The 10,874-nt window shown below is 71.4% G+C and carries 9 protein-coding genes; all 9 read left to right on the top strand.

From position 1 onward, the window contains the following. Positions 1 to 247: 247 nt before the first annotated feature. The 9 genes from kdpB to scpA all read left to right on the top strand — a co-directional run bounded on the left by kdpB (position 248) and on the right by scpA (position 10,873). On the top strand, positions 248 to 2,284 hold the full coding sequence (gene kdpB, locus AB0O76_RS26360; RefSeq protein WP_365495965.1) for a potassium-transporting ATPase subunit KdpB: 2,037 nt from the start codon (positions 248 to 250) through the stop codon (positions 2,282 to 2,284). Positions 2,285 to 2,387: 103 nt separating this feature from the next. Then, positions 2,388 to 2,594 (top strand): hypothetical protein, encoded by a 207-nt coding sequence (locus tag AB0O76_RS26355; protein ID WP_365495963.1) that lies wholly within the window; start codon positions 2,388 to 2,390, stop codon positions 2,592 to 2,594. A gap of 14 nt (positions 2,595 to 2,608) precedes the next feature. Continuing rightward, entirely contained in the window at positions 2,609 to 3,469 is an 861-nt protein-coding gene (locus tag AB0O76_RS26350; RefSeq protein WP_365495961.1) for a GNAT family N-acetyltransferase, read from the top strand. Then, positions 3,462 to 3,845 carry a VOC family protein gene (locus AB0O76_RS26345; protein WP_365495959.1) on the top strand — a complete coding sequence of 128 codons (384 nt, stop codon included), beginning with the start codon at positions 3,462 to 3,464 and terminating at the stop codon, positions 3,843 to 3,845. The genes AB0O76_RS26350 and AB0O76_RS26345 overlap by 8 nt, the downstream gene beginning before the upstream one ends. A gap of 338 nt (positions 3,846 to 4,183) precedes the next feature. Then, complete coding sequence (locus tag AB0O76_RS26340) at positions 4,184 to 5,008, top strand: SDR family NAD(P)-dependent oxidoreductase (RefSeq protein ID WP_365495957.1); 825 nt, start codon at positions 4,184 to 4,186, stop codon at positions 5,006 to 5,008. 190 nt (positions 5,009 to 5,198) lie between these two features. Then, positions 5,199 to 6,041 carry a GNAT family N-acetyltransferase gene (locus AB0O76_RS26335; protein WP_365495955.1) on the top strand — a complete coding sequence of 281 codons (843 nt, stop codon included), beginning with the start codon at positions 5,199 to 5,201 and terminating at the stop codon, positions 6,039 to 6,041. Between the two features lie 18 nt (positions 6,042 to 6,059). Beyond that, positions 6,060 to 6,662: a hypothetical protein gene (locus AB0O76_RS26330; protein WP_365495953.1), complete on the top strand. Its 603-nt coding sequence runs from the start codon at positions 6,060 to 6,062 to the stop codon at positions 6,660 to 6,662. Between the two features lie 159 nt (positions 6,663 to 6,821). After that, a complete protein-coding gene (gene mutA / locus AB0O76_RS26325) occupies positions 6,822 to 8,672 on the top strand; it encodes a methylmalonyl-CoA mutase small subunit (protein WP_365495951.1) in 1,851 nt (616 codons plus the stop codon). Next, positions 8,672 to 10,873, top strand: coding sequence for a methylmalonyl-CoA mutase (gene scpA / locus AB0O76_RS26320; RefSeq protein WP_365495949.1), 2,202 nt, complete (start codon positions 8,672 to 8,674; stop codon positions 10,871 to 10,873). Before mutA ends, scpA begins: the two co-directional genes overlap by 1 nt. Position 10,874: the final 1 nt, after the last annotated feature.

Raw genomic sequence — 10,874 nt, 5'->3', positions numbered from 1 at the left:
CGCGCGGCGGAGGCCTGGGTGGTCATGACGCCGGGTCGGCGCAGGGGCCCCTGCGCCGACCCGGCGTCATGACCACCCAGGCCTCCGCCGCGCGCCGCGGCCGGTCCCCCACCAGAAGGTCTCTGCCCCGATGCTTCACACCGCCCCGCCGCAGGCTCCGACTCCGCCCACGAAGCCGCCGTCCGGGGGTGGTTCGAAGAGTCGGCGGCGCATCCGATCGGGGGCGACCGTCGATCCCGTACAGGTGATGAAGTCGTTCCCCGACGCGGTGCACAAGCTGCACCCTCGGGCGCTGGTCAAGAAGCCCGTGCTGTTCGTCGTCGGCTGTGGCTCGGTGCTCACCACGCTCTCCGCGCTGCTCAATCCGTCCGTGTTCGCCTGGGTGATCAGTGCCTGGCTGTGGCTGACGGTGATCTTCGCGAACCTCGCGGAGGCGGTCGCCGAGGGCCGCGGCAAGGCGCAGGCACGCGCGCTGCGCAAGGCGCGTACGGACACGGTGGCGCTGCGGCTTCGCGACAACTGGCGGGTGGGCGTGGACCTTGAGCTCGCGAGGACCGAGGCGGTGGCCGCCACCGAGCTGCAGCCCTTCGACTTCGTCCTTGTCGAGGCCGGTGAACTGATCCCGGCCGACGGCGATGTCGTCGAGGGTGTCGCGGCGGTCGACGAGTCCGCCGTCACCGGCGAGTCGGCGCCCGTCATCCGTGAGTCGGGCGGCGACCGCAGCGGTGTCACGGGCGGTACGACGGTGCTCTCCGACCGCCTGGTGGTACGCGTGACCTCGCGCGCCGGCGACTCCTTCCTCGACAGGATGATCGCGCTCGTCGAGGGCGCGTCGCGCCAGAAGACCCCGAACGAGATAGCGCTGAACATCCTGCTCTCCGCGCTCACCATCACCTTCGTCCTGGTCGTCGTCGCCCTGCAGCCGATGGCTTCGTACGCCAACGCGGCGCAGTCCACGACCGTGCTCGTGGCCCTCCTCGTCACCCTCATCCCGACGACGATCGGTGCGCTGCTCTCGGCCATCGGCATCGCCGGCATGGACCGGCTCGTGCAGCGCAACGTCCTCGCCATGTCAGGACGCGCGGTCGAGGCGGCGGGCGACGTCAACACCCTGCTGCTCGACAAGACCGGCACCATCACCCTCGGCAACCGCGAGGCGGCGGCCTTCGTGCCGTTGCCCGGCATCGACGAACTGCGGCTCGCGGACGCGGCGCAGCTCTCCTCCCTCGCCGACGAGACACCCGAGGGCCGCTCCGTCGTCGTCCTCGCCAAGAACAGGTACGGCCTGCGCGAGCCCGCTCAAGGAGAGCTGGCCAACGCCAAGTTCGCGGAGTTCAGCGCCCGCACCCGGATGAGCGGTGTCGATCTGCGCTGGGACAACGGCGCGGCCTGCGTCATCCGCAAGGGCGCCGCCGCCCAGGTGATCAACTGGGTGGAGCTGCGCGGCGGCCAAGTGCCGCCCGAGGCACGCCTGTTCAGCGATTCGATCGCGGCGTCCGGCGGCACCCCGCTGCTCGTCGCGGTGCACGACTGGGACGGTCCGCGCGTCCTGGGTCTGATCCACCTCAAGGACGTCGTCAAGGACGGGATCAGGGACCGGTTCGCCGAGCTGCGGCGGATGGGCATCCGCACCATCATGATCACCGGTGACAATCCGCTGACAGCACGCGCGATCGCCGCCGAAGCGGGCGTCGACGACTATCTCGCGGAGGCCACGCCCGAGGAGAAGCTCGGCCTGATCAAGCGGGAGCAGGAGGGCGGGAAGCTGGTGGCGATGACCGGCGACGGCACCAACGACGCGCCGGCTCTCGCGCAGGCGGATGTGGGCGTGGCGATGAACACCGGGACCTCGGCCGCCAAGGAGGCCGGGAACATGGTGGACCTGGACTCCAACCCCACCAAGCTGATCGAGATCGTCGAGATCGGCAAGCAACTCCTCATCACCCGGGGTGCGTTGACGACCTTCTCGATCACGAACGACGTGGCGAAGTACTTCGCGATCATCCCGGCGATGTTCACCGGCGCGTATCCCGGCCTGGAGGCGCTGAACATCATGGGCCTGCACAGCCCCACGTCGGCGATCACCTCGGCGATCATCTTCAACGCGCTGATCATCGTGTCGCTGATCCCGCTGGCGCTGCGCGGCGTGCGCTACCGGCCCGCGTCGGCGCACGATCTGCTGCGCCGCAACCTCGCCCTGTACGGCCTCGGGGGCCTGATCCTGCCGTTCGTCGGCATCAAGCTGATCGACCTGGTGATCTCCACGGTCCCGGGGCTCGGCTGACCACAAGGCTGACCTCAATAACGCTGACCTCAAAAACCATGTGACGCCCGGCGCCCGATCGTTGAGACTCCACGCGTGGCCACCATGAGCGTCGACGGGGGCCGTGCTCGCGGCAGGCGGTGTGGTCCTGCTGATGGAGGGAATGGCCCTGGGGATGGCCGTCGCGGCACTGGTGGCGGTGCCCTTCGGCGTGGCCGAAAGCGGAACGGCGCTGATCCAGGAGTCGCTGCTCTGGTCGCAGTGGATCGCGGTGCTGTGCGTGATGGCCGCGTCGGCGGGCGCCGCACGGGGCACCCGCCCGGACCTGTGATCGGGGGAAGGCCAATGATGTTGGGCGAGCCGGGCGTTGACGGGCTGAGCGAGGTTGTGGGCGCGCTGCGGGAGTGGCAGTACGACGGGGCGCCGATGCAGCTGCATCCGGGGGACCTGGGCTGGTTCTGGCGGTTCGGTGCGCAGGCTACGGCCGCGGCGGTCCGGACGTGGAGCCGGGGCGGACGGACCCTCGCCGTCGGGCTGCTTGACGGTCCCGGTCTCTTGCGGCTGACGATGGCACCGGATGCCCGGCGGGACGAGGAGCTGGCGCGGCAGCTGGTCGAGGACGTGACCCGGCCGGAGCGCGGCGTGCTGGGAGGGGGGAAGGTGGCAGTCGACGCGCCGGCGGGCGCGCTGGTCCACGATCTGCTGTCCGACCACGGCTGGGGCACCGACGAGCCGTGGACGCCGCTGCGCCGCGACCTCATGGAACCGGTGAGCGACCCCGGCGTTCGGATCGAGGTGATCGCGCCGGAGCGGGCAGATGTGCGGACCGCCGTACAACGGGCTGCGTTCGGCAAGTCGACGTTCACGGACGAGCGCTGGCGGGCGATGGCGGCCGGATCGCCGTACGCCGACGCGCGATGTCTGGTCGCGTACGACGGTCGGGGCAATGCGGTGGCGGCGGTGACGGTGTGGTCGGCCGGTCCGGGCAGGCCCGGGTTGCTCGAGCCGATGGGCGTGCACCCAGAACATCGCGGTCACGGTCACGGCAAGGCGATCACCGTCGCCGCTGCGGCCGCGCTCCAGGAGCTGGGCTCGTCGAGCGCGATCGTCGCCACCCCGAGCCGCAACGCCGGCGCCGTCGCCACGTACAAGTCGGCCGGATTTCAGCAACTCCCCGAGATCCGGGACCGGTTCCGGGATGCCTAAGCGCTCCGCGGGAAGTGCGGTTATGAACGCGCGGGCCGGTGGGGGCTGGTCACTCCCCCAAGTTCTCGGCTTCGGTCGAACAGGGGGACCCCCTTCGCGGCGGAGCCGCACATGTCACAGCCCCGCGCCCCTTACGGGGCGCGTACCGCACCGGACTTCACCGAGGATGCTTAGCCAGGGCGTTTCTGTTCAATCACCTGGCCAGTCCCGCAGGGTTGTCTTCGGCGGCCCGCAGGACGCCGAGCTGGAGCGGCTGCTTGCGCTCGGCGCAAGGCCCGCCGACGTCGGCCAGACGGGCAACGAGAGCTGGCACGTCCTTGCCGACCCGGAAGGCAACGAATTCTGCCTCCTGCGCCGCCGGATCAAGCCCGTCTGACGAGCTCAGGACAGCACGCGGTAGGTCACATACGTGACCAGGTCGCGAACACGAACGCGCGCGCCCGTCAGGGCCTCATCAAGGACCGCGCCGTCCTCTTGAGGCACTGACCGGCTGCCGGTTGGATGGACGACGTGAACAGCTTCTCGCGCCGTGACGACCGGCCGCCTCATACGGCGGTGCCGGTTCCGCGCGCTGTTCACCCGACGGTGCGCTGACACCGCACCTCTCCCAACGGCCGTACGCGGCTTTCGCGTTGCCGTGCCTCCGCACACGCACAGCCCTCACCGGGGGCCGCCTGGCGTGCGCGCCCACTCACGAATCCCAGGAACAAGACCATGTCTTCTGCGTCTTCTGCACCCCTGTCCGGACGGACCGTCCTGATCACCGGAGCCACCTCCGGGATCGGCTACGAGACCGCTCGGCTCCTCGCCGAACGCGGGGCCACCGTGCTGGTGCACGGCCGCACCGCCGACGAGGCGCAGGCGGCGACCGACCGCCTCGTCGCCACCGCCGGCATCGACGCCGACCGGCTCTGCCCGTTCGCCGCCGACTTCACCCACCTCGACGAGGTCGAGCGCCTTGCGCACCGTGTGGTCACCGAACACCCGCGTCTGGACGTGCTGGTGAACAACGCGGGCATGGCCGCCCCGGAGCGGCACACCATCACTCCGGACGGCAACGAGATCGCCTTCCAGGTGAATTTCCTCGCGCACTACCTGCTCACCGGCCTCCTTGAGCCCGCGCTCACCACCGACCCGGGTGGCCGCGTCGTCAACGTCTCGTCCTCGCTGCACCGCACGGCGTCCATCCAGTGGAACGACCCCAACCGCGCCCGCCGTTACTCACGCCTTGCCGCGTACGCCCAGTCGCAGCTGGCGCTCACGGTCTTCGCCTCGGACCCGCGCGTCACGGCGGTCTCGGTGCACCCCGGTGTGTGCGAGACGGCGCTGATGTCTCTGTACGCCAACGAGGGTGTGTCCCCCGTACAGGGCGCCGCGCACGTGGTGCGTCTGTGCGACCCGGCGACGGAGATCGTCAACGGTGCGTACTACGACCGTGACGAGCGGGTGGAGCCGGCCGCGGCCGCCACGGAGGACCGCACCGTCAAGCGCCTCAACAAGCTCGCCGACCTCCTGGTCGGCCACACCGCCACCACTTGAAAGACACGACCTGAAAGGCATCACCACGATGTCCAAGCGCGCCCGGAAGAAGAAGGCCCGCCGCAAGAAGAAGGCCAACCACGGCAGCAAGGCCGGCCAGAGCTGAGGCCGCGGGTGCGGCCTTCTGCGCCACCGCAGAAGGCCGCACCCGCAGGGCGCCCCATCGCTTCACCCCCAGGAGGACCGTTCCGTGATCCAGCTCCAGCAGCACCGGCTGCCCGCACTCGCCGCCTGGTTCCCTGCCGGGGCGCCCGGCGCCGCGTCCCTGCCCGACCACGTCATCACCACGGGGGTGGGGAGCTGGTGGGCGGACCGGGCGCCGAGACCGCGGGTCGTGGCGGTCGGCTGCGCCGGACATGTGCTGCTGCGCGGCGACCCGGACGCCGTGGATCCCGCGGAGCTCGCCCCGTTCGCGGGGAGCCACGTCATGGCCGCGGATCGATTCCTGCCCCTGCTTGCCACCGCGTTCGACCGCGTCGTACCCGCCGAGCGCATGCTGTACCTCCACCGCGAACGGGTGTCCGCACCCCGGCCGCCGAGGGGCGTGACCGTGCGCCCGCTGGCCGCCGGCGACGCCGCGGCGCTCGCCGAACTCTCCCTGACCATCCCGAACTCCTCATGGATCCACGCCAGTTGGGGCGGCCCGGCGGGCCTCGCCGCCTCCGGACACGGCTGGGCCGCCTTCGACAGGGGCGGCCGGATCGCAGCCGTCGCCTGCGGCTACTTCGTCTCGGGCGCGTACGAGGACGTCGCCGTCGTGACCGCGCCCGAGCGCCGCCGCGAGCGCCTCGCCCTCGCCTGTGTCACGGCCCTGTGCGGGGACATCGCCGACCGCGGCCGCACGGCGAGCTGGTCGTGCGCGCGTGACAACAGGCCGAGCCGCCTGCTCGCCTGGACGGCCGGCTTCCGCCTCCAGCGCGAGTACGTCCACCACATCACCGGCAGGCCCGCCGTCAGGCGGCCGTCAACATGGCCGGGTGCGGCGTCAGTGGCGCGTCAAGGGTCGGCTGCGGCGGAGCACCTGGCCATGTGACGCCCCTAGCGTCGCCTCATGGCCCGACGCATGACGCGCCCCGCACGGCGCACCCCTGGTGGCCCCGATGCTCCCGGCCCCACGGAGCACGACAGGTGGACGCACGACCGGTCGACACACGGCCCGTGGACGCACGACCGCACCTGGGCCGGTGACGCCCGGTCCGCCGCGGGCTGCGCCGCGCTGCTCTTCGGGCTGCTGCTGGTGCTCGACGCGGCGACCGGCAGGCTCGACGCCCGGGGTGCGCTCCTGTGGCTCGGCCTGGGTGCGCTGCTCTTCGCCGTGCTGACACCGCCGCGCGTCAGGGCCCGCCCGGGGGTCCTTGTCTCCCGCGGCCCGCTCCGGCGGCGAACCGTACGGCTCGACGATCTCGTCGCCGTGCGCCGCAGCGACGGCATCGCGCCTCGCCTCGTCCTGCGGGACTCCTCCGGCGGTCAGGTCGTGCTCGATCCCGATGTCCTGGTCGCCAATCCGCCGCTGTGGCGTCTCGTGGAGGACGGCGCCCGCGCCTCCGCCGAGCGCGGATCGCTGCTGTGCGGGGCGACGGCACTGCGCCGGATCGCGGAGCGCGTCGAACATGACACAGCCGAAGGAGTCTTCAAGGCGTCCGGACTCCAGTAGCCGAGGGGCGCGTGGATCTCCGAGGGACGCGTATGCGCCGGTCAGAGGCCCCTTCGCCGTAGCCGTCCGCTCGTTTGAGATCAAGAGAGTTCGGAAGAGGTCAAGGTCACAGCCCTACTCGGCACCGAGTGCCAGGGGTTCCGCCCTAGCATCAGGGGCATGACGGTCCTGCCTGACGACGGGCTTACGCTGGCCGCCGAGTTCCCTGATGCGACCCATGAGCAGTGGCAGCGCCTGGTGGAAGGCGTACTGCGCAAGTCGGGTAAGGACGTATCGGGCTCGGCCGCCGAGGAAGCGCTGTCCACCGCGCTCGAGGACGGGCTTCGCACCCGCCCCTTGTACACCGCCCGAGAAGCCGCGCCCGAGGCCGGCTACCCGGGTTTCGCCCCCTTTGTCCGGGGCGGCACCGCCGCGGGCACTGCCGCGTCCGGCTGGGACGTGCGCCAGCGGCACGCGACCACGGACCCGGCGCGCACCAACGAGACGGTGCTCGCGGACCTGGAGAACGGCGTCACGTCGCTGTGGCTCGGCGTGGGTCCCGGCGCGCTTGCGGTGTCCGGACTCGCCCGGGCGCTCGACGGCGTCTTTCTCGACCTGGCCCCCGTCGCTCTGGACGCGGGCGCCGAATTCGAGCCCGCCGCACGTGAGTTGTTCCGTCTGTACGAGGTGCGCGGCGTCGCCGAGGACGCGGCGCGCGGCACTCTGGGCGCGGACCCCCTCGGGCACGAGGCGCGCACCGGTGAGCGGCTCGACGCCGCTGCCGCCGTCGAACTGGCCCGCGTCTGCGGGCAGCAGTACCCGAACCTGCGGGCGCTGACCGTGGACGCCCTGCCGTACCACGAGGCGGGCGGCTCGGCCGCGCAGGAGCTCGGCGCGTCCCTGGCGACCGCGGTCGCCTATCTGCGCGAGCTGACCGAGGCCGGGCTCTCGGTCGAAACGGCGTGCGCCCAGCTGGAATTCCGGTACGCGGCCACCGCCGACCAGTTCCTGACCATCGCCAAGCTGCGTGCCGCGCGGCGCCTGTGGGCGCGCGTGGCCGAGGTCTGCGGCGCGCCGCAGGCCGGTGCCCAGCGGCAGCACGCCGTGACATCGCCGGTGATGATGTCGCGTCGCGATCCGTGGGTGAACATGCTGCGGACGACGGTGGCCTGCCTCGGTGCGGGCGTCGGCGGTGCGGACGCCGTCACCGTCCTGCCGTTCGACCACTCGCTGGGCCTGCCGGACGCCTTCGCGCGCCGTATCGCCCGCAACACGTCGACGATCCTCCTGGAGGAGTCGCATCTGGCCCGGGTGATCGACCCGGCGGGCGGCTCCTGGTACGTGGAGCGGCTCACGGACGAACTCGCCCACGCCGCCTGGGAGTTCTTCCAGGAGATCGAGGGCGCGGGCGGCCAGGCCGCGGCCCTGCGCTCCGGTCTGATCGGCGAGCGGCTCGCCGCGACCTGGGCCAGGCGCAGCCAGAAGCTCGCCACGCGCCGTGAACCCATCACCGGCGTCAGCGAGTTCCCGCATCTGACGGAGCGTCCGGTCGAGCGCGACGCGTCCCCCGCCGAGCCGTCGGGCGGCCTGCCGCGGGTGCGTCGCGACGAGGCGTACGAGGCGCTGCGGGCCCGTTCGGACGCGCACCTCGCGGCGACCGGGGCCCGCCCCCGCGTGTTCCTCGCCGCGCTCGGCCCCGCCGCCGCGCACACCGCGCGGGCCTCCTTCGCCTCCAACCTCTTCCAGGCGGGCGGCATCGAAGCCGTCCACGACCCGGTGTCGGTGGACGCGACGACGGCCGCCGATGCCTTCAAGGCCAGCGGCGCCACGGTGGCGTGCCTCTGCTCCAGCGACGCGCTCTACGAAGAGCAGGCCGACGAGGTGGCCGAGGCGCTCAAGTCGGCAGGCGCGGGGCGGGTGTTCCTCGCGGGGCGGCCCGCCGAGCGCGCCGACGTCGACGCGTACGTCTTCGCGGGCTGTGACGCCGTGTCCGTGCTCTCCTCCACCCTCGACCACATGGGAGTGGCGTAATGCGGATCCCCGACTTCTCCGGTGTCGACCTGACGTCGGAGGCTCCCTCCGACGTCTCCAAGGACCAGTGGCGCAGCGCCGTCAAGGAGTCCTCGGGCAGGGCCGACGACGACCTCCTGTGGGAGACCCCGGAAGGCATCGCGGTCAAGCCGCTCTACACGGGCGCCGACCTGGAGGGCCTGGACTTCCTGGAGACGTATCCGGGTGTGGCGCCGTATCTGCGCGGCCCCTACCCCACGATGTACGTCAATCAGCCCTGGACGATCCGGCAGTACGCGGGATTCTCCACCGCCGAGGAGTCCAACGCCTTCTACCGCCGCAACCTCGCGGCAGGACAGAAGGGCCTTTCGGTCGCCTTCGACCTGCCGACGCACCGCGGGTACGACAGTGACCACCCGCGCGTGACGGGCGACGTCGGCATGGCGGGCGTGGCGATCGACTCCATCTACGACATGCGCCAGCTGTTCGACGGCATCCCGCTGGACAAGATGACGGTGTCGATGACGATGAACGGCGCGGTGCTTCCCGTACTCGCCCTCTACATCGTGGCCGCCGAGGAACAGGGCGTACCGCCCGAGAAGCTGGCCGGGACCATCCAGAACGACATTCTCAAAGAGTTCATGGTCCGCAACACCTACATCTATCCGCCCAAGCCCTCGATGCGGATCATCTCCGACATCTTCGCGTACACCTCGCAGAAGATGCCGCGCTACAACTCCATCTCGATCTCCGGCTATCACATCCAAGAGGCGGGCGCGACGGCCGACTTGGAGCTCGCCTACACCCTCGCGGACGGCGTGGAGTATCTGCGGGCCGGGCAGGAGGCGGGCCTGGACGTCGACGCGTTCGCACCGCGTCTCTCCTTCTTCTGGGCGATCGGCATGAACTTCTTCATGGAGGTCGCCAAGCTCCGCGCGGCGCGCCTCCTCTGGGCGAAGCTGGTCAAGCAGTTCGACCCGAAGAATGCCAAGTCCCTTTCCCTGCGCACCCATTCGCAGACCTCGGGCTGGTCGCTGACCGCGCAGGACGTGTTCAACAACGTCACGCGTACGTGCGTGGAGGCGATGGCGGCGACCCAGGGCCACACCCAGTCGCTGCACACCAACGCCCTGGACGAGGCGCTCGCCCTGCCGACCGACTTCTCCGCGCGCATCGCCCGCAACACCCAGCTGCTCATCCAGCAGGAGTCGGGCACGACGCGGACCATCGACCCGTGGGGCGGCAGCGCCTACGTCGAGAAGCTGACGCACGACCTGGCGCGCCGCGCCTGGCAGCACATCGAGGAGGTCGAGGCGGCCGGCGGCATGGCCAAGGCCATCGACGCGGGCATCCCGAAGCTGCGCGTCGAGGAGGCCGCGGCCCGCACCCAGGCGCGTATCGACTCCGGACGCCAGCCCGTCATCGGCGTCAACAAGTACCGCGTGGAGACCGACGAGCAGATCGAGGTCCTCAAGGTCGACAACTCGTCCGTACGCAGCCAGCAGATCGCGAAGCTGAAGCGGCTGCGCGAGGAGCGCGACGAGGCGGCCTGCCAGGACGCGCTGCGGGCGCTGACCGCGGCGGCCGAACGGGACCCCGGCCCGGGCCTGGAGGGCAACCTGCTGGCGCTTGCGGTCGACGCGGCCCGCGCCAAGGCGACCGTCGGCGAGATCTCGGACGCCCTGGAGGCCACGTATGGCCGCCACGCGGGGCAGATCCGTACGATCTCCGGTGTGTACCGCACCGAAGCAGGCTCGTCCCCGTCCGTGGAGCGCACCCGTACCCTCGTCGAGTCCTTCGAGGACGCGGAGGGGCGCCGGCCGCGCATCCTGGTCGCCAAGATGGGCCAGGACGGCCACGACCGCGGCCAGAAGGTCATCGCCACCGCCTTCGCCGACCTCGGCTTCGACGTGGACGTCGGCCCACTGTTCCAGACCCCGGCGGAGGTCGCACGGCAGGCGGTGGAGGCGGACGTACACATCGTCGGCGTCTCCTCGCTGGCCGCAGGGCACCTGACCCTCGTACCGGCGCTGCGCACCGAGCTCGCCGCCGAGGGCCGCGAGGACATCATGATCGTCGTGGGCGGCGTGATCCCGCCCCAGGACGTCCCGACACTCCTCGAGATGGGCGCCGCGGCGGTCTTCCCGCCCGGCACGGTGATCCCGGACGCCGCGTACGACCTGGTGAAGCGGCTGGCGGCCGACCTCGGCCACGAGCTGTGAG

Origin of the sequence: Streptomyces sp. NPDC086554 (assembly GCF_040686095.1) — a bacterium.
Classification (GTDB): Bacteria; Actinomycetota; Actinomycetes; order Streptomycetales; family Streptomycetaceae; genus Streptomyces.
The sequence above is the reverse complement of the archived record's forward strand: the minus strand, read 5'-3'. Positions and strand labels throughout refer to the sequence as shown.

What these genes read in the sequence shown, in the direction of transcription:
- kdpB (WP_365495965.1), top strand. Translation starts at nt 248, where the DNA reads ATGAAGTCGTTCCCCGACGCGGTGCACAAGCTGCACCCTCGGGCGCTG.
- AB0O76_RS26350 (WP_365495961.1), top strand. Translation starts at nt 2,609, where the DNA reads ATGATGTTGGGCGAGCCGGGCGTTGACGGGCTGAGCGAGGTTGTGGGC.
- AB0O76_RS26345 (WP_365495959.1), top strand. Translation starts at nt 3,462, where the DNA reads ATGCCTAAGCGCTCCGCGGGAAGTGCGGTTATGAACGCGCGGGCCGGT.
- AB0O76_RS26340 (WP_365495957.1), top strand. Translation starts at nt 4,184, where the DNA reads ATGTCTTCTGCGTCTTCTGCACCCCTGTCCGGACGGACCGTCCTGATC.
- AB0O76_RS26330 (WP_365495953.1), top strand. Translation starts at nt 6,060, where the DNA reads ATGGCCCGACGCATGACGCGCCCCGCACGGCGCACCCCTGGTGGCCCC.
- mutA (WP_365495951.1), top strand. Translation starts at nt 6,822, where the DNA reads ATGACGGTCCTGCCTGACGACGGGCTTACGCTGGCCGCCGAGTTCCCT.
- scpA (WP_365495949.1), top strand. Translation starts at nt 8,672, where the DNA reads ATGCGGATCCCCGACTTCTCCGGTGTCGACCTGACGTCGGAGGCTCCC.